The organism is Sphingopyxis sp. MC1 (assembly GCF_000371385.1).
GTDB classification, from domain to species: domain Bacteria; phylum Pseudomonadota; class Alphaproteobacteria; order Sphingomonadales; family Sphingomonadaceae; genus Sphingopyxis; species Sphingopyxis terrae.
Window position 1 is genome coordinate 106,277 of record NZ_AOUN01000004.1, and the last position, 24,807, is coordinate 131,083.

The 24,807-nt window shown below is 66.7% G+C and carries 26 protein-coding genes; 19 read left to right on the forward strand and 7 right to left on the reverse strand.

All coding sequences use genetic code 11. From position 1 onward, the window contains the following. Nucleotides 1-29: 29 nt before the first annotated feature. From proB to EBMC1_RS07305, 5 genes are all read left to right on the forward strand, one after another. Nucleotides 30-1,133 carry a glutamate 5-kinase gene (proB, locus tag EBMC1_RS07285; RefSeq protein ID WP_003042873.1) on the forward strand — a complete coding sequence of 368 codons (1,104 nt, stop codon included), beginning with the start codon at nt 30-32 and terminating at the stop codon, nt 1,131-1,133. 29 nt (nt 1,134-1,162) lie between these two features. Further along, the gene (locus EBMC1_RS07290; protein ID WP_040589882.1) at nt 1,163-2,062 is read left to right on the forward strand and encodes an NAD-dependent epimerase/dehydratase family protein; all 900 of its coding nucleotides are present in this window, start codon (nt 1,163-1,165) and stop codon (nt 2,060-2,062) included. Between the two features lie 77 nt (nt 2,063-2,139). Continuing rightward, nucleotides 2,140-4,128, forward strand: a complete 1,989-nt coding sequence (gene sppA / locus EBMC1_RS07295) for a signal peptide peptidase SppA (RefSeq protein ID WP_003042878.1) — start codon at nt 2,140-2,142, stop codon at nt 4,126-4,128. A 187-nt stretch (nt 4,129-4,315) separates the two neighbouring features. Further along, nucleotides 4,316-4,948: a DUF1013 domain-containing protein gene (locus EBMC1_RS07300; RefSeq protein WP_040589884.1), complete on the forward strand. Its 633-nt coding sequence runs from the start codon at nt 4,316-4,318 to the stop codon at nt 4,946-4,948. A gap of 3 nt (nt 4,949-4,951) precedes the next feature. Beyond that, the gene (locus EBMC1_RS07305; RefSeq protein WP_003042882.1) at nt 4,952-6,094 is read left to right on the forward strand and encodes an MBL fold metallo-hydrolase; all 1,143 of its coding nucleotides are present in this window, start codon (nt 4,952-4,954) and stop codon (nt 6,092-6,094) included. A 9-nt stretch (nt 6,095-6,103) separates the two neighbouring features. Here the strand turns inward: EBMC1_RS07305 and EBMC1_RS07310 are convergent, their stop codons facing one another. Then, nucleotides 6,104-6,589 (reverse strand): GNAT family N-acetyltransferase, encoded by a 486-nt coding sequence (locus EBMC1_RS07310; RefSeq protein WP_003042884.1) that lies wholly within the window; start codon nt 6,587-6,589, stop codon nt 6,104-6,106. A gap of 108 nt (nt 6,590-6,697) precedes the next feature. Here EBMC1_RS07310 and EBMC1_RS07315 point away from each other — a divergent pair, with 108 nt between their 5' ends. Both EBMC1_RS07315 and EBMC1_RS07320 read left to right on the forward strand, forming a co-directional pair. Beyond that, a complete protein-coding gene (locus EBMC1_RS07315) occupies nt 6,698-7,069 on the forward strand; it encodes a dihydroneopterin aldolase (protein ID WP_003042886.1) in 372 nt (123 codons plus the stop codon). Continuing rightward, on the forward strand, nt 7,066-7,833 hold the full coding sequence (locus tag EBMC1_RS07320) for an SDR family oxidoreductase (protein ID WP_003042889.1): 768 nt from the start codon (nt 7,066-7,068) through the stop codon (nt 7,831-7,833). Before EBMC1_RS07315 ends, EBMC1_RS07320 begins: the two co-directional genes overlap by 4 nt. Before the next feature lie 112 nt (nt 7,834-7,945). Here the strand turns inward: EBMC1_RS07320 and EBMC1_RS07325 are convergent, their stop codons facing one another. After that, nucleotides 7,946-9,379 carry an NAD-dependent succinate-semialdehyde dehydrogenase gene (locus EBMC1_RS07325; RefSeq protein ID WP_003042891.1) on the reverse strand — a complete coding sequence of 478 codons (1,434 nt, stop codon included), beginning with the start codon at nt 9,377-9,379 and terminating at the stop codon, nt 7,946-7,948. A 76-nt stretch (nt 9,380-9,455) separates the two neighbouring features. Beyond that, a complete protein-coding gene (locus tag EBMC1_RS07330; protein ID WP_040589787.1) occupies nt 9,456-10,055 on the reverse strand; it encodes a TIGR02466 family protein in 600 nt (199 codons plus the stop codon). Nucleotides 10,056-10,227: 172 nt separating this feature from the next. On the opposite strand from EBMC1_RS07330, the gene EBMC1_RS07335 reads away from it, so the two are divergent. The 3 genes from EBMC1_RS07335 to EBMC1_RS07345 are packed head-to-tail and all read left to right on the forward strand — an operon-like array spanning nt 10,228 to nt 12,999. Next, nucleotides 10,228-11,148 (forward strand): SMP-30/gluconolactonase/LRE family protein, encoded by a 921-nt coding sequence (locus tag EBMC1_RS07335; protein WP_003042896.1) that lies wholly within the window; start codon nt 10,228-10,230, stop codon nt 11,146-11,148. 28 nt (nt 11,149-11,176) lie between these two features. Then, nucleotides 11,177-11,878 (forward strand): VIT1/CCC1 transporter family protein, encoded by a 702-nt coding sequence (locus EBMC1_RS07340; RefSeq protein WP_003042899.1) that lies wholly within the window; start codon nt 11,177-11,179, stop codon nt 11,876-11,878. Between the two features lie 14 nt (nt 11,879-11,892). After that, nucleotides 11,893-12,999, forward strand: coding sequence for a DUF2855 family protein (locus tag EBMC1_RS07345; RefSeq protein WP_003042901.1), 1,107 nt, complete (start codon nt 11,893-11,895; stop codon nt 12,997-12,999). A gap of 16 nt (nt 13,000-13,015) precedes the next feature. On the opposite strand, the gene EBMC1_RS07350 is transcribed toward EBMC1_RS07345, so the two are convergent. Beyond that, nucleotides 13,016-13,762: an SDR family oxidoreductase gene (locus EBMC1_RS07350; RefSeq protein WP_003042904.1), complete on the reverse strand. Its 747-nt coding sequence runs from the start codon at nt 13,760-13,762 to the stop codon at nt 13,016-13,018. Nucleotides 13,763-13,880: 118 nt separating this feature from the next. Here EBMC1_RS07350 and EBMC1_RS07355 point away from each other — a divergent pair, with 118 nt between their 5' ends. After that, nucleotides 13,881-14,531 carry an HAD-IA family hydrolase gene (locus tag EBMC1_RS07355; RefSeq protein ID WP_156001053.1) on the forward strand — a complete coding sequence of 217 codons (651 nt, stop codon included), beginning with the start codon at nt 13,881-13,883 and terminating at the stop codon, nt 14,529-14,531. 318 nt (nt 14,532-14,849) lie between these two features. Here the strand turns inward: EBMC1_RS07355 and EBMC1_RS07360 are convergent, their stop codons facing one another. Both EBMC1_RS07360 and EBMC1_RS07365 read right to left on the reverse strand, forming a co-directional pair. Then, nucleotides 14,850-15,659: a universal stress protein gene (locus tag EBMC1_RS07360; RefSeq protein ID WP_003042910.1), complete on the reverse strand. Its 810-nt coding sequence runs from the start codon at nt 15,657-15,659 to the stop codon at nt 14,850-14,852. Nucleotides 15,660-15,757: 98 nt separating this feature from the next. Beyond that, nucleotides 15,758-16,651, reverse strand: a complete 894-nt coding sequence (locus tag EBMC1_RS07365) for a LysR family transcriptional regulator (RefSeq protein ID WP_003042913.1) — start codon at nt 16,649-16,651, stop codon at nt 15,758-15,760. A 113-nt stretch (nt 16,652-16,764) separates the two neighbouring features. Between EBMC1_RS07365 and EBMC1_RS07370 the strand changes: the two genes are divergently transcribed. The 6 genes from EBMC1_RS07370 (at nt 16,765) to EBMC1_RS07395 (ending at nt 22,017) form a co-directional block, all read left to right on the forward strand. After that, nucleotides 16,765-17,475 carry a CoA transferase subunit A gene (locus EBMC1_RS07370; protein WP_003042915.1) on the forward strand — a complete coding sequence of 237 codons (711 nt, stop codon included), beginning with the start codon at nt 16,765-16,767 and terminating at the stop codon, nt 17,473-17,475. Next, nucleotides 17,472-18,371 carry an HAD family acid phosphatase gene (locus tag EBMC1_RS07375; protein ID WP_003042918.1) on the forward strand — a complete coding sequence of 300 codons (900 nt, stop codon included), beginning with the start codon at nt 17,472-17,474 and terminating at the stop codon, nt 18,369-18,371. Before EBMC1_RS07370 ends, EBMC1_RS07375 begins: the two co-directional genes overlap by 4 nt. 1 nt (nt 18,372) lies before the next feature. Next, the gene (locus EBMC1_RS07380) at nt 18,373-19,014 is read left to right on the forward strand and encodes a CoA transferase subunit B (protein ID WP_003042921.1); all 642 of its coding nucleotides are present in this window, start codon (nt 18,373-18,375) and stop codon (nt 19,012-19,014) included. A 10-nt stretch (nt 19,015-19,024) separates the two neighbouring features. Then, nucleotides 19,025-20,305 (forward strand): serine hydrolase domain-containing protein, encoded by a 1,281-nt coding sequence (locus tag EBMC1_RS07385; protein WP_003042924.1) that lies wholly within the window; start codon nt 19,025-19,027, stop codon nt 20,303-20,305. 66 nt (nt 20,306-20,371) lie between these two features. Beyond that, nucleotides 20,372-21,349: an NAD-dependent epimerase/dehydratase family protein gene (locus EBMC1_RS07390; RefSeq protein WP_003042927.1), complete on the forward strand. Its 978-nt coding sequence runs from the start codon at nt 20,372-20,374 to the stop codon at nt 21,347-21,349. Further along, on the forward strand, nt 21,337-22,017 hold the full coding sequence (locus EBMC1_RS07395) for a glutathione S-transferase family protein (protein WP_003042929.1): 681 nt from the start codon (nt 21,337-21,339) through the stop codon (nt 22,015-22,017). The genes EBMC1_RS07390 and EBMC1_RS07395 overlap by 13 nt, the downstream gene beginning before the upstream one ends. 109 nt (nt 22,018-22,126) lie before the next feature. Here EBMC1_RS07395 and EBMC1_RS07400 read toward each other — a convergent pair whose 3' ends face one another. Continuing rightward, on the reverse strand, nt 22,127-22,645 hold the full coding sequence (locus EBMC1_RS07400; RefSeq protein ID WP_003042932.1) for a sterol desaturase family protein: 519 nt from the start codon (nt 22,643-22,645) through the stop codon (nt 22,127-22,129). 135 nt (nt 22,646-22,780) lie between these two features. Between EBMC1_RS07400 and leuC the strand changes: the two genes are divergently transcribed. Both leuC and leuD read left to right on the forward strand, forming a co-directional pair. Then, complete coding sequence (gene leuC / locus EBMC1_RS07405) at nt 22,781-24,211, forward strand: 3-isopropylmalate dehydratase large subunit (protein WP_003042935.1); 1,431 nt, start codon at nt 22,781-22,783, stop codon at nt 24,209-24,211. Continuing rightward, complete coding sequence (gene leuD / locus EBMC1_RS07410) at nt 24,208-24,804, forward strand: 3-isopropylmalate dehydratase small subunit (protein ID WP_003042939.1); 597 nt, start codon at nt 24,208-24,210, stop codon at nt 24,802-24,804. Before leuC ends, leuD begins: the two co-directional genes overlap by 4 nt. The last annotated feature ends 3 nt before the right edge of the window (nt 24,805-24,807 follow it).

Below are 24,807 nucleotides of genomic sequence, written 5' to 3' on the forward strand. Positions count from 1 at the left end.
CGCAGGCATCGGCGCGCTATCGGGCGCGCATGTTGTTCGCGCCTGCCTCCTGCCCGCGGCTGATCGTCAAGATCGGATCGGCGTTGCTCGTCGATGAAGGCGGCGCGGTACGGCGCGACTGGCTGACCGGGATCGCCGCCGACATCGCGGCGCGCTGCCGCGCCGGGCAGCAGGTTGCCGTGGTGTCGTCGGGGGCGATTGCGCTCGGCGCTCGCCGGCTCGGCCTTGCCAAAGGCGGCCGCGCCAGCCTTGAGGATGCGCAGGCGGCGGCAGCGACCGGTCAGATTGCACTGTCGCACGTTTGGGCCGAGGTTTTGGGCGCCGAAGGGCTGACCGCAGCGCAAATCCTCGTCACGCTCGACGATCTCGAACATCGCCGCCGCTACCTCAACGCCGCCGCGACGCTCGACCGCTTGCTCACCTTGGGCGTCGTTCCGATCATCAACGAGAATGACAGCGTCGCGACCGAGGAAATCCGCTTCGGTGACAACGACCGGCTCGCGGCGCGCGTCGCGCAGGCGGCGGGCGCGGCCGGCGTCGTCCTGCTCTCCGACATCGACGGCCTTTATGATCGTAACCCGGCGCAGTCCGGCGCCACGCACATCGCGCGCGTCGACCGCATCGACGCCGCGATCGAGGCGATGGCCGACACCGGATCGGCATCGGGCATGGGGTCGGGCGGCATGGTGTCGAAGATCGCGGCGGCGCGCATTGCCAATTCGGCGGGCGCGAGCCTCGCCATTGCGTCGGGGCGCATTGAGCGGCCCTTGTCGGCCGACGCGCGCCACACGCTCTTCGCGGCCGAGCGCGGCGCGAGCGCGCGCAAGGCATGGCTCGCGGGCGGGCTGACCGCCAAGGGACGACTGACGATCGACGCCGGGGCGGTGCGCGCACTTGCCGGCGGCGCCAGCCTGCTCGCCGCCGGCGTCACCGGCGCGTCGGGCGACTTCGCGCGCGGCGATATCCTCGACATCGCCGGTCCCGACGGGCGCACGATCGCGCGCGGACTGTCGGAATATACCGCCGCCGATGCACAAATGATCCTCGGCCTCGGCCGTGATGCGCAGGAGGCCGCACTCGGCTATGCGCCGCGTGCGGCAATCGTCCACCGCGACCATCTGGTCCTGTTGTGACGGCGCCGGACCAATCGCGCGTTCTGGCCATGACCGGTGCGACCGGCTTCGTTGGCGGCGCGACATTGCAGCGGGCGGTCGCCGCCGGATGGCGGGTGCGCGCGCTGACGCGGCGGCCGCAAGAGCCGCGCGATGGCGTGACCTGGATCGACGGCGCGCTCGACCGGCCCGACAGCCTTGCTGCGATGATCGCGGGCGCCGATGCGGTGTTGCACATCGCCGGCGTCGTCAACGTACCGACGCGCGCCGCGTTCGAGGCGGGCAATGCCATCGCGACCGCCAATATGGTTGCGGCCGCCCGCGATGCGGGGGTGGCGCGCTTCGTCCATGTCTCGTCGCTCGCCGCGCGCGAGCCGGCGCTGTCCAACTATGGCTGGTCGAAGGAACGCGCCGAAGCCGTGGTGATACAAAGCGCGCTCGACTGGACCGTCATCCGGCCGCCCGCCGTCTTCGGCCCCGGCGATACCGACATGCTCGACCTGTTCCGCATGGTGGGCCGCGGCATCGCATTGCTCCCCCCGCCGGGGCGGATGTCGGCCATCTATGTCGATGAACTGGCGCGCCTGCTGCTGGCGGTGACGGCCGACCGCAAAGAAACCCTTGGCCGAATCTATGAACCCGATGACGGTCAGGACGGGGGCTGGACGCACCGCGAATTTGCGAAGGCGATCGGCCGCGCGATCGGGCGGCCGAACGTACCGGCGCTGTCGGTGCCGGCGGCGGTGCTCAAGGCGGGCGGGCATCTCGACCGCCTCGTCCGTCGCGATCGCGCCAAGCTGACGCCCGATCGCGCCGCCTATATCGCGCATCCCGATTGGGTCGCGGCCGCCGGGACGCAGCCGCCGGCGGCGTTGTGGCAGCCCGCGCTCGCCACCGATGAGGCACTTGCCGAAACGGTGCGCTGGTACCGCGAACAGGGCTGGCTCTGACGTCGCCGGTGGGGCTTCGTCGGACGCCCGTCGAAGCTTGGATTGCCAAGGCCGGGCGGGCGGATTAGGCACGGGGCATGACCGACACCAGCGCCACGCCGCCCCAGACCCCCGATTCCGCCGGCCCTTGGGCCATTCCGGTTCGCCGTCCGCTGCCGGGCGACGACCGGCCGCGCGGCGGTACCAGCTTTCCGCGCAAGGTTTGGAACCTGCTCGTCGCGATCAAGGACGGGCTCGCGCTCCTGTTCCTCCTGCTCTTTTTCGTCGGGCTCTTCGCGCTGCTCTCCGGCCGTCCCAATGCGTCGCTGCCGGTCAGCAAAGGCGCGCTCGTCGTCGAACTCGACGGCGTGCTGAGCGAACAACCGGCCGAGGTCGATCCCTTTGCCGCCGTGTCGGGCGGCGATCGGATGAAGGAATATCGCACCCGCGACGTCGTCCGCGCTATCGAAACCGCGGCGAAGGACGACCGCGTCAGCGCCGTCGTTCTCGACCTCGACCGCTTCGTCGGCGGCGGACAGGTGTCGCTTGCCGAAGTCGGCGCCGCGGTCGACAAGGTGCGGGCGGCCAAGAAGCCCGTGCTCGCCTTCGCCACCGCCTACACGACCGACAGCTATCAGCTCGCCGCGCATGCGAGCGAAATATGGACCGACAGCATCGGCGGCGTCGCCGTCGCCGGTCCCGGCGGATCGCGCCTCTATTACAAGGGGCTGATGGACCGGCTCGGCATCACCGCGAACATCTATCGCGTCGGCACTTTCAAGAGCGCGGTCGAACCCTATCTGCGCAGCGACCAGTCGCCCGAGGCGAAGGAGGCCAATCTGGCCTATGCCTCGGTGCTGTGGGACACCTGGCTCGCCGAAGTGAAGAAGGCGCGGCCGCAGGCAAAGCTCGACGCGGTGCTGGCCACTCCGGCCGCGGTGGTGAAGGCCGCAAACAATGACCTCAGCAAGGCGTCGCTCGACGCCGGACTGGTCGACAAGATCGGCGGCCGACTCGCTTTCGGCGAGCGCGTCGCCGAAATCGCCGGCGCGCCCGACGACAGCCAGCCTTGGGCCTATAATGCGATCCCGCTCAAAAACTGGGTCGCCGCCAACCCGCCCGAAGCCAAGGGAGCCGCGATCGCGGTCGTTCCGGTCGTGGGCACCATCGTCGACGGCAAGGCGCGCCCCGGCAGCGCCGGCGGCGATACGATCGCCGAACATATCCTCGACGCCGCATCGGACGACGGCGTCAAGGCGATCGTGCTGCGCGTCGATTCGCCCGGCGGATCGGTGCTGGCGTCCGAACAGATCCGCCAGGCGCTGCTCGTCGCCAAGGCGAAAAAGCTGCCGATCGTCGTCTCGATGGCGAATGTTGCGGCCTCGGGCGGCTATTGGGTCTCGACCCCCGCCGACCGCATCTTTGCCGAGCCCGAGACAATCACCGGCTCGATCGGCGTCTTCGGCATCCTGCCGAGTTTCGACAAGACACTCGCCAAGATCGGCGTCACCACCGACGGCATCCGCACCACCCCGCTGTCGGGTCAGCCCGACATCCTCGGCGGCGTCAACGAAGAGTTCAACCAGCTCGCGCAGGCGGGGGTCGAGGACGTCTATGCCCGCTTCACCGGCCTCGTCGCCAAGAGCCGCAAACAGCCCATCGAAAAGATCGAGGCGATCGCCGAGGGCCGCGTCTGGGCCGGCGGCACCGCGCGTCAGATCGGGCTGGTCGACCAGTTCGGCGGGCTGCCCGACGCCCTCGCGGCCGCGGCGAAGCTTGCCAAGGTCGATGGCGCCTTCCACGCCCAATATTTCGAGGAAGAGCCGAGCGAATGGTCGAAGATGCTCGCCGCTTGGACCGGCGCCGAGCAGGATGAAACCGCACTCGCGCCGCGCGGCTGGTTCGGCATCGCGGCAATGAACCGCACCCTCGCCGAGCGCCGGCTGGTGCAGGATATGCAGATGCTGACGAGCAGCGGATCGGTGCAGGCCGCCTGTCTCGACTGCCGTGCTTATCTGCCGCCCGTACCGGCCGGCTCGGCAGAGGCGAAAGGCCTGATCGGGATGCTGGCGTTCCTTTTGAAATAGCCAAGCGGCACATCGCCGGGCGGATCGGAACAATATTGCCGCAAACGCCGCCGAATCGCCGGGGCTTGCCGCCATCGGCAAAGGCGTATAAAGCCGCGGCCAATGTCCGGCCGCCCCGCGAGGGGCGGCCCTTATTATTTCCGCTTTTGGAGAAGCAGTCATGGCCAATGCCGATGCCACCCCGCTGATGCCGCATGCGACCGCCGCCTGGCTGGTCGACAACACCGGCCTGACCTTTGCTCAGATCGCCGATTATTGCGGCATCCATATCCTGGAAGTGCAGGCGATCGCCGACGAGACCGCGGCGACCAAATATACCGGCCGCGATCCGGTTCGCGCCCACGAACTGTCGATGGAAGAGATTGAAAAGGGCCAGAACGACCCGAACTACAAGCTCAAGATGACGAAGCAGGCGCAGGACACGATCCGCCGCACCCGCGGCCCGCGCTACACGCCGGTCAGCAAGCGTCAGGACAAGCCCGACGGCATCGCCTGGATCCTCAAGAACCATCCCGAAGTGTCGGACGGCGCGATCGGCAAGCTGATCGGCACGACGCGCAACACCATCGGCGCGATCCGCGATCGCAGCCACTGGAACAGCGCGAACATCGTGCCCAAGGATCCGGTGACGCTCGGTCTCTGCTCGCAGCGCGAACTCGACGCGATCGTCGCGAAGGCCGCGAAAAAGGCGGGGATCAAGGCCCCCGAAGACAGCCGCTTCGAAGGCGACCGCGAGGCGCTGCTCGAGGAACTGCGCGCCGAGCGCAGCGCCGCCGCCGAAGCGCGCGCGGCAGAGGATCATTCGGACGACGAAGCCTGACGCATGGCGGTCGGCGGCGACGAGGATGATATTCCGGCGGCCAGCGGTTCGCCGGACGCGTCGCTGACCCAGGACGACAGCTTTACCGCGACGAGCCACGCCGGATTGACCTATCCCTGGGGCGACGCCGCACCGGGGACCGGCGAAACGATCCGCATCGCCGACGGCATCAGCTGGGCGCGCATCCCGATGCCGGGTTCGCTGGGCCACATCAACAGCTGGCTGCTCGACGACGCTGCCCCCGACGGCTCCGACGGGGTGGCGGTGGTCGATACGGGCATTTGCCTGACCATCTGCTCGGACGCTTGGAAAGCGCTCTATGCCGGGCCGCTCGCAGACACGCGCATCACGCGGGTCTTTGGCACCCATCTGCACCCCGACCATATCGGCCTTGCCGGCTGGATTGCGAAGAAGCAGCAGGTGAAGCTGTGGATGACGCGCGGCGAAATGCTCACCGCGCGCGCCATCGTCGCCGATTCCTCCGACGTCGCACCCGACGAGGTGCTGGCCCAGTCGCGCGCCGCGGGATGGGACGAAGAGGCGATCGAGCGCCAGCGCGCGGGCGGCTGGAACATGTTTCAGCGCATGATCTTCGCACTGCCGCGCAGCTATGTCCGCATCGCCGACGGCGACCGGATCGATTTCGGTAAACACATGTGGCGCGTCGTCACCGGGTCAGGCCACAGCCCCGAACATGCGTGCCTGTGGAACGAGCGCGAAGGCGTGCTGGTCTCGGGCGATCAGGTACTGCCGCGGATCAGCTCGAACGTGTCGGTCAACATCACCGAACCCGATGCCGATCCGCTGGGCGAATGGCTCGCCTCGATCGACAAGCTGCTCGCGACCGTTCCCGCCGACGTCGTGACCTGTCCCGCGCATGGCGAGCCCTTTCGCGGGCTGCACGTCCGCCTGATGGCGCTCCGCGACGAACACCGCATGCGGCTCTACAAGGTTGCCGAAGCGGTCGCCGAAACCCCGATGCGCGCGGTCGACACCTTCCCGCTGCTGTTCAACCGCCCGATCGGCGCCCACAACCAGAATCTGGCGACCGGCGAAGCGCTGGCGCATCTCAAGCGGCTCGAGGTCGAAGGCCGCGTGCGCAAGGAGGATCGCGGCGGCGTGTGGTGGTATCACGGGGTCGCCTGAAGCGATCCTTCAGCGCGGGCCGATCATCCCCGCCGCGACGGGCAAATCGTGACCGTTGACGGCGAGCGCGAGCAGGCGGTGCTTTTCATAGGGGCCAAGCAAGTCCCACGCCCCCGTCGCGTCCGCGGTGAAGCCGAAGAAGCGGCCGTAATATTCGGGATCGCCGATCATCATCAGCGCACCGTCGGCCATCGTCCGCGCCGATTCGAGCATGCGGTCCATCAGCGCGCGGCCGTGCCCGCCGCGCTGAACATCGGGGCGCACCGCAACCGGGCCGACCATCACCAGCGGCGTCGCCGTCCCCTGCGCATCGCGATGCGCGACCGGCCAGCACTGGATCGTGCCGACCAGCGCGCCATCCTCGACAGCGGCGAAGCTGAGGCAGGGGACCGCATCCATGCCCTCGCGGATGCGATAGGCGGTTCGTCCAAAGCGGTCCGATCCGAAAGCGGCGTCGAGGAGCGCCTCGACTGCCTGCGGTTCGATTTCGGACAATGGAAGTAACTCGACCAACGCGCACCCTTTCGCTAATGCGGCGGCGCTTTAGGGTCGCCGACCGGCAATGGAAAGCCGAATGTCGCGCCCGTACGACAGGAATTTCTTGTGACCGACACATTGTGGCTGGAAGTGGACGGGCTGACCGTCGATGTGCTGACCGGCATTTATTCCGAAGAAACCCACCTGCCGCAGCCGCTGCGCATTTCGGTGCGTGCGCGCTTGGTGATGGCCGATCATTATGACCCGGCAACCCCGCTCAGCGCCTCCAAAAACTATATGAACCTGAAATTCGCGGCGACCGAGGGACTGCCCAAGGACGTGCATTTCGTGCTGATCGAAAGCGTCGCCGACCATATCATCGACACGCTGTTCCTGCAGGACGACAAGGTCGAAGAGGTCGAGGTGAAGATCGTCAAGCTCGCGATCGCCGAGGATGGCGAAGAGATCGGCATCACGATGCGCCGGGCGCGCAAATGACGGCGGCGCCGATCGCACTCGTCACCGGTGGTCTGCACCGGATCGGCGCGGCGATCGCGGCGCGGCTTGCGCGCGAGGGCTATGCACTCGCAATCCACAAGCGTAGCCCCGGCGCGGCCGATGCCGTGTTGGCGGACGCGCTGGCCGACACGGGCGCCGAATGTCACCGCTTCGCCGCCGACCTCGCCGATCCGGCCGCCGTCGATGCGCTGGTGCCCGCGGTGATCGCAAGGTTCGGCCGTGCGCCAGTGCTGCTCGTCAACAACGCCTCGCTGTTTCCCGAGGGCGAATGGGACACGCTGACCGGCGCCGCGCTGGCCGAAACGATGCAGATCAATCATCACGCGCCGGTGATGCTCGCGCGCGCCATGGTTGCCGCGAACGAAGGCGGCCGGCGCCCCGCGATCGTCAACATCCTGGACCAGCGCATCGCCAACCCGGTGCCCGACCAGCTTGCCTACAGCCTGTCGAAGCAGGCGCTGTGGCAGGCGACGGCGACGCTGGCGGTCGCCTTCGGCGCGCGCGCGCGCGTCAATGCGGTGGCGCCGGGGCTTACCCTCCCCACCGACGATTACAGCGCGGGACAGATGACGCGGCTCGCGGCACGCATGCCGCTCGGCGCGCTGCCGACCCCGGACGATATTGCCGGCGCGGTCGCCTGGCTCGCCCGCGCCGAGGCGGTGACGGGGCAGACGATCTTCGTCGACGGCGGCGCGCATCTGGCGCCGCTCGGTCGCGATTTCGTGGCGCTGGAGCGCGATTGACGACCCGCTTGTCCCCGCGAAAGCGGGGACCCGGAGCCAGATCAGGCGAGCTTCGCTTTAGGACGCTCTGTGCTCCCGCCTGTGCGGGAGCACACGCAAAGCAGTTGGCCGCTCAGTAAATATGCACCGCCTTGGCGACGAGATAACCGTCGAGGCCTTCCGGTCCGCTCTCGCTGCCGAAGCCCGATTCCTTGATCCCGCCGAAAGGCATGTCATTGGCCGAGATGACGAAGCTGTTGATCCCGACCATGCCGCTTTCGATGCCGTCGGCGACGCGGTTGATGCGGCGGCCGTTTTCGGTGAAGGCGAAGGCGGCAAGGCCATAGGGTAGCCGGTTCGCCTGTTCGAGCGCGTCTTCTTCTGTCGCGAACGGCCGGATCAGCGCCATCGGGCCAAAGGGTTCGTTGTTCATCGCATCGGCGTCGAGCGGCACGTCGGCCAGTGCCGTCGGCTGGAAGAAATAGCCTTCGCCCGTCGCGGCTCCGCCCGCGATCACCCGCGCGCCCTTTGCGGTCGCATCGGCAATCATCGCTTCCAGCGCGGGGGCGCGGCGCGCGTTGGCGAGCGGTCCCATCTGGGTGCCGGCATCGAGCCCGCTGCCGATCTTCACGCGCGCGGTGCGTTCGGCAAAGCCCTTCACGAAGGCGTCGTAGATGCCGTCCTGCACATAGAAGCGCGTCGGCGAGACGCAGACCTGGCCGGCGTTGCGAAACTTCTGCGTCACGACGCGGTCGAGCGTCGTTTCAAGGTCGCAATCGTCGAACACCAGCACCGGGGCGTGTCCGCCGAGCTCCATCGTGATGCGCTGCACCCGGTCGGCGGCGAGCTTCATCAGATGCTTGCCGACCGCGGTCGACCCGGTGAAGCTGACCTTCCGGATCACCTCGCTGCCGAGCAGGTGGCGGCTGATCATGTCGGGATTGCCATAGACGAGCTGCACCACGTCGCCGGGGATGCCCGCATCGGCAAGGCAGCGCATGATCGCGCTGGTGCAGCCCGGCGTTTCCTCGGGCGCCTTGGCGATCACGACACAGCCCGCGGCGAGCGCCGGCGCGACCTTCTTGATCATCAGATTGACGGGGAAATTCCACGGGCTGAACGCCGCGACCGGGCCGACGGGCTGTTTCAGCACCATCGCGCGCTGACCCGCCGGGCGCTGCACGACGCGGCCCTCGATCCGCTTGCCCTGTTCGGCAAAATATTCGAGCAACGACGAGGCCGAAAGCACTTCGCCGCGCGCCTCGGCGATCGGCTTGCCCTGCTCGAGCGTGAGCAATGTCGCGATATGGTCGGCGCGTTCGCGGATCAGTCCGGCGGCCTTGCGCATCAGCGCGGCGCGCTCGTCAGGGGTCTTGGCGCGCCAGACCGGCCAGCCGCGCGCCGCGGCGGCAAGCGCTTCGTCGAGGTCGGCCGCGGTTGCGACGGGAAGCTCGGCGATCGTCGCCGCGGTTGCGGGGTTATAGACCGGCCGCGCCTCGCGCCCCTCGCCGCTCCGCCAGGCACCGTTGATGAAGAGCTGAAGGTCGGCGTCGTAGGTCGCGGTCATCGGGCAATTTCCTGTCTGATCCGTTCGCATCGAACGGGAAATGGAGGGTCATCAGATGGCGACCATATAGGACCGATCAGCGATAGTTAAAGCTGATGCTGATCCGTTCGTCCTTGCCGGCGTTCGGCATCACTTCGTGCCGCAGCCAGCTTTCCCACAGAAAAATGCGCCCCGCCGCGGGCTCGGCATAGATGAAGGGCTGCAGGCTCTCGGGCGCATCCTCGCTCCGCCCCGGCGCCGCCATCAGCATCGCGAGCCGCGGATCTTCGAGCTTCAGCGCGCCCGATCCGGAGGGCACGGCGACATAGAAGGTGCCCGATACGATGCTGTGCGGGTGGATATGCCCGCTGTGCGTACCGCCGGGTTTGAGGACATTGACCCACAGGCTGTCGAGCTTGAGCGGCTTGGCGAGATCGAAGTGACACGCCTTGGCAAAGGCCTTCACATGCTTGTCGAGCAGGCGCTTGAGGTCGTGAAAGGCGGGGTCGCGGTCGGGCAGGTCGTCAAGGCTGGCATAGCTGGTATAGCCGCGATAACCGTGCGCGCGGCTCCACGCCTTGCCCGCGCCATCCTCGCGCGCGAACAGCCGGCAGCTTTCCTCCAGCTCTTGCAGCAGGTCGGGCGCGGCAATGTCGGCCTCGTAAAAATTTGTGGCGAAGAGCGTGCGAACGGGCATGATGCGCGCAAAGCATAGGATAAGCGCAAGAGCAAGCGGGAGAGCGACGCGCGCGCACCGCCATCTCTTCGTCACCCCGGACTTGATCCGGGGTCCATTATCCGCTGCGTTGGAAGGAATGGATGCCGGATCAGGTCCGGCATGACGAATAGCAAAAGCAAGGGAGACGAGAATGGCCGAGTTTGAACTGATCGCTGACGGATTGCGCTTTCCCGAGGCGCCGGTGGTGATGGACGACGGCAGCGTCATCGTGACCGAGATCGAGGCCGGCCGCATCACGCGCTGCTGGCCCGGCGGCCGCAAGGCGGTGGTCGCGACCCCCGGCGGCGGTCCCAACGGCCTGGCGATCGGTCCCGACGGCAAGCTTTACTGCTGCAACAACGGCGGCTTCGAATATACCGAATCGAACGGCTATCTGGCACCGCACGGCATCGCGAAGGATTATTCGGGCGGCCGCATCGAACGCATCGATATCGAAACGGGCGCGGTCGAAATCCTCTATAAATCGGGCGACAACGGCGTCGTGCTGCGCGGCCCCAACGACATCATGTTCGACAGCCACGGGGGCTTCTGGTTCACCGATCATGGCAAGGTCGATTATGAAAAGCGCTGCCACGACATCGTCGGCATCTTCTATGCCAAGGCCGACGGCAGCTTTATCGAGGAAGTGATCTTTCCGTCGAACAATCCGAACGGCGTCGGCCTCTCACCCGACGGCAAGGCGCTCTACGCCGCCGAAACCTACACCTGCCGCCTGATGAAGTTCAACATCACGGCGCCCGGCAAGGTCGCCCCCGACGCCGGTCCCGGCGGCCCCGGCATCCCGCTCTATCGCCCCGCCGGCTATAAATTCTTCGACAGCCTGGCGATGGAGGCGAACGGCAATATCTGCGTCGCGACCATCGGCGAATGCGGGATCAGCGTCGTGTCGCCGTCGGGAGAGTTGGTGGAGTTCGTCGCGACCGACGATATTTTCACCACCAACATCGCCTTTGGCGGCGCCGACATGCAGGATGCCTATATCACCTTGTCGGGCACCGGGCGGCTGGTAAAGACGCGCTGGAACCGGCCGGGACTGACGCTGCAATATTGATCGGTCGCCGGTCGGAAAAGGGGAAGATATGCGCCGCGATACTCACCGCGAAACTCACTCTGTCGCGCGGATCGGATGGCTGCGCGCCGCGATTCTGGGCGCCAACGACGGCATCGTCTCGACCGCGAGCCTGATCGCGGGGGTCGCGGCGGCGGGCGCGGCGCAACCCGCCATCCTCCTTACCGGCATCGCGGGTCTGGTCGCCGGTGCGATGTCGATGGCGGCGGGCGAATATGTCTCGGTCAGTTCGCAAGGCGACGCCGAAAAGGCCGACATTGCAAAGGAACGGCACGAACTCGCCACCGACCCCGAATTCGAGCTGGAGGAGCTGACCCAAATCTATCAGGAACGCGGGCTCGACCGTCCGCTTGCCGAACAGGTCGCCGCGCAGCTTACCGCGCACAATGCGCTCGACAGCCATTTGCGCGACGAACTGGGGCTGACCCACCATATGAAGGCGCGTCCGGTGCAGGCCGCCGTCGCATCGGCCGCCAGCTTTACTGCGGGCGCGGCGCTGCCGCTGCTGGTGGTTTTCCTCGATACGGGATCGTCGCTGCCGTGGACGGTGTCGGGCGCGTCGATCGCTTTCCTTGCGATCCTCGGCGCGCTCGGTGCGTGGGCGGGCAATGCGCCGATGCTGCGCCCCGTGCTGCGCGTCACCTTCTGGGGCGCCTTCGCCATGGCGCTGACCATCGCGATCGGATCGCTGTTCGAAGCACCGCTGGGCTGACGGGAGAGAGAAGCATGAACGATATGGCCTGGACCATCGACATCGATCGGGACACGATTTCGAAGGCGGCGCTCGCACGGGCGGATCATGCGCCGCTGCGCGCCGGCGAGGTTCGTGTGCGCGTCGACAGCTATGCGATGACGGCGAACAACATCACCTACGCCGTCTTCGGCAAGCCTGCGGGGCTGTTTGGCAACGATCAGGGCTATTGGGACTTTTTCGCCGAGCGTGACGCGCCCGCCCGCCTGCCTGTCTGGGGGTTCGCCACCGTGATCGAGAGCGCCGCCGAGGGCATCGCGCCCGGCGATCGCTTTTACGGCTATTATCCGATGGCAAGCCATGCGGTGCTCAGCGCGGGCAAGGTCGGCGCCGGCGGCTTCACCGACATCACGCCGCGGCGCACTTCCCTGCCTCCTATCTACAACCAATATCAACGGATCGAGGCCCTGCCTGACTATCGCGCCGATCATCATGATTATTGGCCGATCTTCCGTCCGCTCTTCCTCACCGGCTGGCTGATCGCCGACCAGTTCGAGGATAAAGGCGATTATGGCGCCGACCAGATCCTGATCGCCAGCGCGTCGAGCAAGACGGCGATCGGCCTCGGCTTCGCGCTCGCCCAGCGTGCGGGGGCCCGCCCCGTCAGCATCGGACTGACGAGCAAGGCCAATGTCGCGGCGCTGGCCGCGCAGGGCATCTACGACCGTGTGATCGCCTATGACGACATCGCCTCGCTCGACGCTGCGGTGCCGTCGGCCTTTGTCGACATGGCGGGCAATGGCGCGGTCACCCGCGCGGTGCACGGCCATTTCGGCGATGCGCTGAAAGTATCGATCATCGTCGGCAAATCGCACTGGGACGCCGAGGCCGACGCCGCGGCGCTGGCCGGCCCCGAACGGCAGGGCTTCTTTGCCCCCGGCCGCAGCCAGAAACGCGTCGGCGACTGGGGCGCCGCGGGCTTCGGGCAGCGGATCGCCGAGGCATGGTTGGGCTTCATGGCGGTTGCGCCGCGCATCGCGCGCATCGACCGGCGCGAAGGTAGCGCCGCGGCGCTCGATGCCTATCGCGAAATGCTGTCGGGACGCGCCGATCCCGCGGCGGGGATATTGGTCATCCCCTGACGCAGCGCCCGCGCGGTCAGAGCTTGACCGCGGCGTTGCCGCCTTCGGCCCATAGCGCCGATCCCGAAACGAAGCTCGCCATGTCGCTCGCCAGAAACAGCGCCGCCTGCGCGATCTCGTCGGGGTCGGCGATACGCTTCATCGCGTGCAGGCTGGCGGCCCATGCCTTCGATTCGGCATCGCCCGCCATCGCCGTATCGGTCCCGCCCGGGATCAGCGCGTTGGCGCGAATACCCGCCGCGCCATAATCGGCGGTGATCCCGCGCACGAGTCCGAGCAGCCCCGCCTTGGCGGCGCCGTAGCAGGCCATGCCCGGCAGCCCGACGCTGTTGCCGACAAAGCTGGAGGTAAAGATCAGGGCGCCCTTGCCGCGCGCCAGCATCGACGGAATCTGCGCGCGGGCGCCCAGAAAGGCGGCGGTCAGATTCGCCGCGATCACCGCGTCCCAATTGCCCGGCACCTGATCGGCGAGCGGGGCGAGCGCGCCGACCGTACCGGCGTTGTTGAAAGCGATGTCGAGCCCGCCCCACGGTGCGCAGGCGGCAACCAGTGCCTCGTGCGTCGCTGCATCGACAACATCGCCCGCGACCGCACGCGCCGTTCCGTTATCGGCGACAATTTCGGCGACCACGGCATCGAGCCGCGCCCGGTCGCGTCCGCCGAGCACGAGCCGCGCGCCATGGCGCGCAAACAGCCGCGCGGCGGCGCGCCCGATTCCCGAACTCGCGCCGGTGATGATGACGGTCTTTCCTTCGAGCAGCATAAATCCTCCGGTGAATGAACAGCGCCGCGCCTTGCCGTAGCGGCAGGGGTGTGGCGTCCCGAAAGATGCGGTCAAATTCGCTTGATCTTGGACGATAGCGCGCGGCATGGCCGTCGGCATGGCTCAATACACGCATGTGATCTTCGACTTCGGCGGCGTCATCACCGCCTCGCCCTTCGAGGCGTTCAACCGGCTGGAAGCCGAACGCGGGCTACCCCGCGATTTCGTGCGCGGGGTGAATGCGCGCAACCCCGACACCAATGCCTGGGCGCTGTTCGAGCGCGCCGAGATCGACGCCGCGACCTTCGACACATTGTTTGCCGAAGAAGCGCGCGCGCTGGGCCACGACCTTGAAGGTGAAGCGGTTCTGGCGGTCCTCGCCGGCGCGGTGCGCCCCCAAATGGTCACGGCGCTCGACACGCTGAAAGCCGGCGGCTTCACGATCGGCTGCATCACCAACAATGTGCCGTCGGGCAAGGGCGCCGGCATGGCGCGCAGCGAGGCGATGGCGGCCGAGGTCGCGGCGATCATGGCGCGCTTTGACCATGTCATCGAATCGTCGAAGGTCGGCGTACGCAAACCCGACCCGCGCATCTATCAGATGATGTGCGCGGCGCTGGGCGTCGAACCCTCCGCGTGCATCTATCTCGACGACCTTGGCATCAACTGCAAACCCGCCGCGGGGCTCGGCATGCACGCGATCAAGGTGACGAGCGGCGAACAGGCGCTGGCGGACCTGTCCGCCGCGCTGGGCATGCCGCTGCCCTGAGTGGCCAGAGCGGTGCATTGCCCCGCGCGAAGTTTTGGGGTGGTTGGCGGACGCTACTGATAACCGCTTTGCGTTCCCCGGCGAAGGCCGGGGTCCAGAGTGTCGAACGCCACCGTTGGTGCTGTAAAGCCCTGGACCCCGGCCTTCGCCGGGGAACGCAATATCGACGCGGGGCTTTCATCCCTTCGTCATCCCGGACTTGATCCGGGATCCATTATTCCGGCGCTGCGTGAATGGATCCCGGATCAAGTCCGGGATGACGAGGGTGGATGTGGCAGGCTTCGATCGTTCGCCGACTTCCAAGCCAGTCTTTCGGGCCTAGTGCGCGAGCAGCAGCGGATAGCGGCCGCCCGTCACGAGATATTGCGTCGCGCCGCCGAAGATCGTCTCGCGCAGCCGGCTGCGACCGAAGGCGCCCATCACGATCAGGCCGGCGCCCAGCGCGTCGGCTTCCTTTTCGATCCGTTCCTCGGGGGTTTCGACGCCGCGCTCGATCGCGCGCAGTTCGGCGTGGATGCCGTGCCGTGACAGATAGCGCGCCGCATCTTCGGCCGCGAAATCGCCCTCGTCGCCGCCGATCGTGACGATCACGACCGGGCGGCCCTTCAGAAAGGGAACCGCGGCGCGCACCGCATGGGCCGCCTCAGGGCTGCCGTTCCACGCGATCAGCGCCGGCTTGTCGAAATCGAGCGCCTTGCTGTCCTGCGGCAGCGCCAGAACCGGGACCGACGCAGTCAGCGCCAGATCGCCCGCGAGCATCGGCGGGCCGCTGCGGAAATCGCCCTTCGCCTTGGGCAGGCTGACGATCGCCAGATCGGCGAGCGTCGCGGCGCCCGACAAGGCGCTCACGATTTCGCCATCGGCCATTTCGATGTCCCACGGCACATCTTCCTTCGCCAGCCGGTCGGCAAGCCGGCTTTCGAGCGCCAGATCGTCGGCCTGCGCCTTCGCCAGCGCCTCGGCGGCGAAATAGGTGCCGCCGAACGGATCGAAGCTGACGAATTCGCGCAGCGGCGTCGCGATGAGCAGGCTGACATGGCCTTCGAAACGGCGGGCGCAATCGAGCGCGACCTGCAAGCGTCCTTCGGACGCGGCGTCGCTGTCGGCATGAACCAGAATTGAGCGCATTGGGGGCCTCCTTTATCCAGTGAACATCAGAATAATGCGCCGCGCGATCCTATCGTTCATTGACCGGGGTCAAAAGGGACGAATCTTCGCGCGCCGCGCTATCCCGCGGTCAGGCTGAGGCCCGCGGCCTGATCGAAGATGCGCGTCAGCACGGGTTCGGTGTCCGACACGCGCATCGCGACGCGGAATTCGACCGGCGCGAGCGCGGGCAGCCCCGCCAGTTCGACGAGCGCGCCCGCGGCAACCTCGGCGCGCACCATCGGTTCGGGAAAGATGCCGACACCGCCGCCGGCGCGTGCGATGTCGATCATCATCCGGGCATTGTTGCACAGGTTCAGCGATTTCTGCGCGATCCGCGACGCCGCGATCGCCTCGCGCATCCGGCCGTGGATCGGCGAGGGGCTGGCGAGCGACCAGACGGGCACCTGCTGTTCGCCCGTTCCGCGCTCGAACAGCGCGGCGACCGCCGGGTTGGCGAGCCAGAGCAGTGCAACCTCGCCGATCGGGCTGGTCCGAAGCGCCGGGTGCGCGATCGGTCCCGCCGCAAACGCCAGATCGGTGCGGCCGGTCAGCAGTTGCTGGATCAGATTCGCGGTCAGGTCGATCTCGATCTCGAGCGCGACATTGGGCATTTCGGCTTTCAGCGCCGCAACGAAGGGCGGCAGGCAGCTCGCGGCGGCGATCTCGCCCGCGCCGATCCGCACCACGCCGCTCGCCTCATTGAAGCCGCCGCTGCCGAGCAGCGCGAGTTGCATGTCGCGCAGCAGCGGGGTGCAATCATTGACCAGTTTGCGCCCCGCCGGGGTCAGCGACATGGTGCGCCCGTCGCGGCGAAACAGCGTCGACCCCAATCGCTGCTCCAGTTCGCGCATCCGCGCCGACACCGCGGGCTGCGTCGTGTTGAGCCGTTCGGCAGCGGCCGAGAATGTGCCGAGCCGATCGATCCACAGCAAGGTTTCGAGATGATAGATGGAGATGCGATTGATCGACATCGGTTATGGATAATCGAAAAATAGAACAATTAGAATTGATGATTTATTTGCGCCAAGGTCGCCGCCGATCAGTGGGCCGATCCGCGAGCCGATCAGAGGAAGGGAGTCCCGTCATGGCGAACAAGCAATACCCCGATGCAGCATCCGCGCTCGAAGGGCTGCTCTTCGACGGCATGCATATCTGCGCGGGCGGCTTCGGCCTGTGCGGTATTCCCGAACGGCTGATCGACGCGATCCGCGACGCCGGGACGAAGGACCTCACCATAGCCAGCAACAATGCCGGCATCGACGGCGAAGGGCTCGGCAAGCTGCTGCGTACGCGGCAGGTCAGGAAGATGATCTCCTCTTATGTCGGCGAGAACAAGGAGTTCGAGCGGCAGTATCTGGCCGGCGAGCTCGAGGTCGAATTCTGTCCGCAGGGCACGCTCGCCGAACGCTGCCGCGCGGGCGGCGCGGGCATCCCCGGCTTCTATACCAAGACCGGCGTCGGCACCGCGGTGGCCGAGGGCAAGGAGGTCAAGAATTTCGATGGACAGGATTATATCCTCGAACGCGGCATCTTTGCCGACCTCGCGATCGTCAAGGGGTGGAAGGCTGACGAAAGCGGCAATCTGATCTTCCGCAAGACCGCGCGCAACTTCAACCAGCCGATGGCGACCGCGGCCAAGATCTGCGTTGCCGAGGTCGAGGAGATCGTCCCCGTCGGCAGCCTCGATCCCGACTGCATCCATTTGCCCGGCATCTATGTGAAGCGGCTGATCGTCGGTGCGCCCTATGACAAGAAGATCGAGTTCCGCACCGTGCGCCAGCGGGAAGCCGCATGATGCGCGCGCTTGCCCTGTCGGCCGGCCTGCTGCTCGCCGGCTGCGCCCAGACCGCCGCGACGACGGCGCCCGCGGCGCCCAGCGCCGAAGTGATCGCCTCGCAGGTCGGTGAAAAGCCGACGCCGACCTCGCCGCCGACAGGGCAGCAGTGGCTCTATGGTTCGGCGGAGGGCGCGATCGCCTCGGCACAGGTCTATCGCACCATGGCCGATTATGTCCGCATGGCCGCGATTTCGGCGGCGCCGCGCCGCCAAGTCGTGCTCGCCGAAGGATCGACGCCCGCCGCGCCGAAGTTCGACGATTGCGGGGACAAACCGCTCGCGGCGGTGTTCGACGCCGACGAAACGCTGATCTGGAATCTCGGCGCGATGCGCTACTTTGCCGAGCAGGGGAAGGATTTCGATCCCGCAGTCTGGGACCAGTGGGAAAAGACCGGTGCCGGCAAGGCGGTCGCGATGCCCGGCGTCATCGATGCGCTGGCGATCATGCGCGGTGCAGGGGTGACGATCATCGTCAACACCAACCGCAGCGCCGCCAATCCCAAGGGCAGCGAGGATACGCTGCGCGCCGCCGGCCTTGGGGATTTCAAGCATGGCGAGACACTGTTCCTGATGGGCGACACGCCCGACGGAGCGAGCAAGGACGGCCGCCGGGCGCTGATCGCTTCGCGCTGGTGCGTGATCGCGATGGGCGGCGACCAGCTCGGCGATTTCGCGCAGGCGTTCAACGCACGCGGGCTGTCGGTCGCCGACCGCAAGGCGATGGCCACGAGCGGACCGGTTGCGGGCCTGTGGGGCCATGGCTGGTTCCTGCTTTCCAACCCCGTCTATGGCCCGTCGATCCGCGGCGGCTTTGCCGACATCTTCCCCTCCGACAAGCAATGGGAGCCGAACTGACATGGCCTGGACGCGTGATGATATGGCGGCGCGCGCCGCGAAGGAATTGCAGGACGGCTTCTACGTCAATCTGGGCATCGGCATCCCGACGCTGGTCGCCAACCACATCCCCGACGGGATGGACGTGACGCTGCAGTCGGAAAACGGCATGCTCGGCATCGGCCCCTTCCCGATCGAGGGCGAGGAGGACGCCGACCTCATCAATGCGGGCAAGCAGACGATCAGCGAACTGCCGCAGTCGGTCTATTTCAGCTCGGCGGAAAGCTTCGCGATGATCCGCGGCGGGCATATCGACCTTACCGTGCTGGGCGCGATGGAAGTCGCCGAAAATGGCGACATCGCCAACTGGATGATCCCCGGCAAGATGATCAAGGGCATGGGCGGCGCGATGGATCTGGTCGCCGGCGTCAAGAAGATCATCGTCGTCATGGAACATAATGCCAAGGACGGCAGCCCCAAATTCATCCCCGCCTGCACCCTGCCGCTGACCGGCAAGAATGTCGTCGACATGATCATCACCGACCTCGCGGTGTTCAAACGCGACGATCATGACAGCCCGTTCCGGCTGATCGAGCTCGCACCGGGGGTGACGGCGGACGAAGTCGCAGCTAAGACGACGGCCAAATATGAGGTCGCCGTCTGATCGAGAGTCCATGCTGCGTGCTTTGATGATATTGGTTGCGGCCGGCGCGCTCGTTTTCGCCGGCTGGTTCGGAGTTCAGGCGCTGGGCGGCAGCCAGCCGCTGGCAAGCGTTCCGATTCCCTTCGCCGCTCCCGAAGATCTGCCCGACACGCCCGACAAATGGCACGGGCGGATCGATTATCGCGCGCTCGACCGGCAATTGACCGATCTCGCCGCCCGCCCCGAAATGGCGGGGCTGGCGGTGGCGGTCGTCGAGGATGGCAAGCTGAGCTTCGTGCGCACCTACGGCGTTGCCGACGCCGATAGCGGCGCGCCGGTCACGCCGCATACGCTGTTCCGCTGGGCGTCGGTGTCCAAGACCGCAACCGGCGCGCTGGCCGCGGCGCTGAGCAAGGATGGCGCGGTGAACCTCGACCGGCCGGTCGCAAGCTGGCACAGCTCGCTGCGCCTTCCCGGCGGCGCCGAATCGCATGTGACGCTGGCCGAACTGCTCGCCCAGCGCACCGGCCTCACCAAAAATGCCTATGACGAAAAGCTGGAGGAAGGTCAGAGCCCGGCGCTCCTGCGCACCAGCCTCGCCGGTGCGCCGCTGCAATGCGAGCCCGGCACCTGCCACACCTATCAAAATGTCGCCTTCGACACCGCGAGCGAGATTCTGGGCGCCGCGGCGCACAAATCTTTTGCCGATGCCGTCGAGGACCGCTTTTTCCTGCCGCTCGGCATGGTCAGCGCCGGCTATGGCGCCGAGCGGCTGACGGGCGCGAAGGATTGGGCACGGCCGCATCGCGGGCGCCACGTCCAGCCGGTCAAGGAAGCCTATTGGCGCGTCCCCGCCGCCGCCGGCGTCGAAAGCGATATCGTCGATTTCGCGACCTGGATGCAGGCGATGATGGGCAATCGTCCCGACGTGCTGCCGAAGGATGTGCTGCAAATCGCTCATCAGCCGCGCGTCGGCACCGCGCGACTCTATGGCGGCGCGTTGCGGCAGGCGATCGGCGATGCCTCCTACGGCCTCGGCTGGCGTAACTTCACCTATGCCGGGCTCCGCCTTCAAGGTCATTCGGGCGCCGTGTCGGGCTATCGCGCGACGATGATCTTCGAACCCGCAACGCGCACCGGCGTCGTCGCGCTGTGGAACAGCGACTGGGGCTTCCCCTTCCGCATCCCCTTTGCCGCGCTCGACAGCTATCACAAGCGCGCCGACGCGGCCTGGCTCGACCTCAGCGAACTGCCGCCGCAGAAGGGCGGGGCGACCGCGCCACAATCGACTGCCGAGGCGCCGGAAGGGTAAAGCCCTTGTTCCCCTGTCGGCGGCCTGTGTATCAGGCGCGCATTCAGACCGAGAGGAGAGTCACCGATGCGCGTACTGCTGACCGGATCGTCGGGATGGCTCGGGCGTTATCTGGCCCCGTTGCTCGCCAAAAGCGGCCATGACGTTACCGGGCTCGATGTCGTTCCCGGCGCGCATACTGCCGTGATCGGTACCGTCGCCGACCGCGCGTTGGTTGACCGCACGATGAGCGAGCAAGGCATCGAGGCCGTCATTCACAGCGGCGCGCTGCACAAGCCCGATATCATCCGTTATCCGCGGCAAGCCTTCATCGACGTCAATGTGACCGGCACGCTGAACCTGATCGAGGCTGCCGTGGCGGCGGGGAACGACCGCTTCCTCTTCACCTCGACCACTTCGCTGATGGTCCGCGCCGATGTGCGCGCAGGCGCGGGCGAACAGGGTGCCTGGTGGATGGACGAGGATTTTTCACCCGTCGAGCCGCGCAACATCTATGGCATCACCAAGCTGGCCGCCGAGCAGGCGTGCCGGTTGGTCCACCGCGCGCACGGCATCAACGTCGCGATCCTACGTACCGGGCGCTTCTTTCCCGAGGATGACGATACGCATGATGCGCCGAGCGGCGAAAATCTGAAGGCCAACGAGCTGCTCAACCGCCGCCTGACGGTCGAGGATGCCGCCGCGGCGCATCTCGCCGCGCTGGAAGCGGCGCCGCAGATCGGCTGCGACACGTTCATCCTGTCGGCGCCGCCGCCTTTCGTACGCGAAGAGGCCGGAGAACTTGCCCGAGATGCTCGCGCCGTGATCGCACGCCATCACCCCGACGCCGCTGATCTTTACGCCGCCGAAGGCTGGGTGCTACCCGAGACCATCGACCGCGTTTATGACCCGTCGCGCGCCGAGCGCCGATTTGGCTGGCGGGCCGCAACCGACTTCGGCAGCGTGCTGGCGGCGCTGAGAAACCACACGCCGCTGCCCTTCACGCACGACCCCGATTACACCTCCCCCATCGTCCGACAGGAGCGCGAAGCATGTATGTGCTGATCACCGCCAACCGCAATTATTCGAGCTGGTCGCTAAGGCCCTGGATGCTGATGAAGGGGCTCGACATCGACTTCGAGGATCGCGTCGAGCCTTTCGCAAAGCCCGTCAATTACGACGCCTTCCGCAGCTTTTCGCCGACCGGTCAGGTTCCGGCACTGCTCCACGAGGGGCGCACCATCTACGACTCGCTTGGCATCACGCTCTATCTCGCCGACCGGCACGATGGCGTCTGGCCGGCCGATCCCGACGCCCGCGCCTGGGCGCAGTGCACCGTGGCGGAAATGCACAGCGGCTTTGCGGCACTCCGCAACGATTGCACAATGAACGTCGGCGTCCGCGTGACGCCCAAGCCGATGTCGGACGCCCTCGCCGCCAATGTCGCGCGCATCCGCGAACTGTTCGAGGAAGGCTTGGCGCAATTCGGCGGCCCCTGGCTCGCCGGCGCCGACATCTCGGCCGCCGACGCCTTTTTCGCGCCGGTCGCCTTTCGCATCCGCACTTACGGCCTCGACGTCGGCGCCGGGCAGGCGTGGGTCGACCACATGCTGGCGCACCCCGCCATGCGCGAATGGGAGCGGCAGGCGCTCGCCGAAGAGTGGCGCGAAGAAAGCCACGAAGCCGAGCTGGCAGCAGCCGGGGTAATTACGGCGGACTACCGGACGGCCTGAGCCCTCCTTCGTCATTGCGACACCGGCGAAAGCCGGGGGAAGCAATCCGGCGCGGTTTACGCAGACTCTGGATTGCCGCGTCGCCTTCGGCTCATCGCAATGAGGGGAATTAGTCCGCCAGCGCCTCGCGCACCACGGCGATGCCCGCTTCGCGCTGCGCCTTCAATTCGGCCTTCAGCCTAGCCGGGTCGCGCGCGAAGACGAAGCCGAAGCTGACCCCGCCTTCCTTGCCGATCGTCGCATGGTGCAGCTTGTGCGCCTGCACCAGCCGCTTGGCATAGCCGCGCCGCGGTACCCAGCGGAAATAGCGCTGATGGACCAGCCCGTCATGCACCAGCGTATAGATGATGCCATAGCAAAGGATACCGAGGCCGATCCACGTTCCTGGTTCCCACGCCGCCGCACCGAAGATCATCGGACTGCCGATCGCGAACATCGAAATGCTCATCGCGGCACCGACGATGGCGAACAGGTCGTTCTTCTCCAGCCGACGCCCGTGCGGTTCGTGATGGTCGCGGTGCCAACCCCAGCCGAAGCCGTGCATGATATATTTGTGGCTCGCCCAGGCGACACCTTCCATCGCGATGACGGTGGCAAGGACAAGGGCGATGATGGCGAGGGTCGACATGGGGGAGAGTATAGGCCGGTTAAGGCAACCGCGCCATCATCTCCTCGTTCCCGGCTATAGGTATCGGCGACCGAAAATTGCGTTTTTGATCGCCACTCGCTTGCAAAGTTGTGTGGGCAGCGTAAGTGAACCCGCATGACTCGGCCCCGCACGCTTTATGAGAAAATCTGGGACGCGCATGTCGTCGAACAGCGCCCCGACGGTACCTGCCTGATCTTCATCGACCGCCACCTCGTCCATGAAGTCACCAGTCCGCAAGCCTTCGCCGGGCTTCGCGCGAGCGGCCGCACGGTGCGCCGTCCCGACCTGACGCTGGCGGTTCCTGATCATAATCTGCCGACGACGGCGCGGCGCGATGCGGCGGGCAACCGGCTGCCGATCGCCGACCCCGAAAGCGCAGCACAGCTCGCTGCGCTCGAAAAGAATGCGCCCGAATATGGCATCCGCTACATCGACGCGGTGGCGCCCGAACAGGGCATCGTCCATGTCGTCGGCCCCGAACAGGGCTTCTCGCTGCCCGGCACGACGATCGTCTGCGGCGACAGCCACACCGCCTGCCACGGCGGCATCGGCGCGCTCGCCTTCGGCATCGGGACGAGCGAGGTCGAACATGTGCTGGCGACGCAGACGCTGTTGCTCCAGCCTGCAAAGACGATGGAAGTGCGCGTCGAGGGTGATGTCGGGCCCGGCGTCAGCGCGAAGGACATCATCCTTCACATCACCGGTGTGATCGGCGCTGCCGGCGGTACCGGCCATGTCATCGAATATACGGGCAGCGCAATTCGCGGCCTGAGCATCGAGGGCCGTCTGACGGTCAGTAACATGGCAATCGAGGGCGGCGCCCGCGCCGGGCTGATCGCCCCCGACGATGTTACCTTCGCTTATCTGAAGGGCCGCCCCTACGCGCCGAAGGGGGCCGACTGGGAGGCTGCGGTCGCCTATTGGCGCAGCCTCGCGACCGATCCGGGCGCCACCTACGACAAGACCGTCGTCATCGACGCCGCCGACATCGCACCAAGCGTCACCTGGGGAACCAGCCCCGAGGATGTGGTGCCGATCACCGGCATCGTTCCCGATCCTGCGAGCTTTGCCGACCCGTCGAAACAGGCCGCCGCCGCCAAATCGCTCGCCTATATGGGCCTCGAACCCGGCACGCGGATGCAGGACGTCGCGATCGAGAACATCTTCATCGGCAGTTGCACCAACAGCCGGATCGAGGACATGCGCGCTGCCGCCGCGGTCATCAAGGGCCGGAAGAAGGCCGACAATGTCCGCTGGGCAATCGTCGTTCCGGGATCGGGCCTCGTAAAAGCGCAGGCCGAAGCCGAAGGGCTCGACCGCATCTTCATCGACGCAGGGCTCGAATGGCGCGAGCCGGGCTGTTCGGCGTGCCTTGCGATGAATCCCGACAAGGTGCCCGCAGGCGAACGCTGCGCATCGACGAGTAACCGCAATTTCGTCGGCCGTCAGGGTCCGGGCAGCCGCACGCATCTTGTCAGCCCCGCCATGGCCGCGGCGGCAGCGGTGACCGGCAAGCTCACCGACGTGCGGGAGTTAATGGCATGACCCCGCTGGAAAAGGTCGAAGGCCGCGCGATTCCGCTCGGGCTCAAGAATGTCGATACCGACGTCATCATTCCCGCGCACTGGCTCAAGACCACGAGCCGCGAAGGCATGGGGCGCGGCGCGTTCGAAAGCCTGCGCGCCGATCCCGACAATCTGTTCGACCGGCCCGAGAACAAGGGCGCACCCATCCTGATCGCGGGTGACAATTTCGGCTGCGGGTCGAGCCGCGAACATGCCGCCTGGGCGCTCGGCGACCTTGGTATCCGCGTCGTCATCGCGCCCAGCTATTCCGACATCTTCTCGGGCAATGCCGTCAAGAACGGCATCTTGCCCGTCGTGCTGCCGCAGGCGGCGGTCGACCGGCTGATCGAGGTCGCGGCAACCGATCCGATTCACGTCGACCTCGACACGCAGACGGTGACGACGCCCTTTCAGGATCGCTTCACCTTCGAAATCGACCCGTTCCGCAAGATGTGCCTGCTCGGCGGTCTCGACGAGATCTCGCTCACCGAAAAAAGCGGCGGGGCGATCGACGCTTATGAGGCAAAACTGGCGGCCGAGCGTCCCTGGTTACAGCCCGCGCTTACCGAATAACCG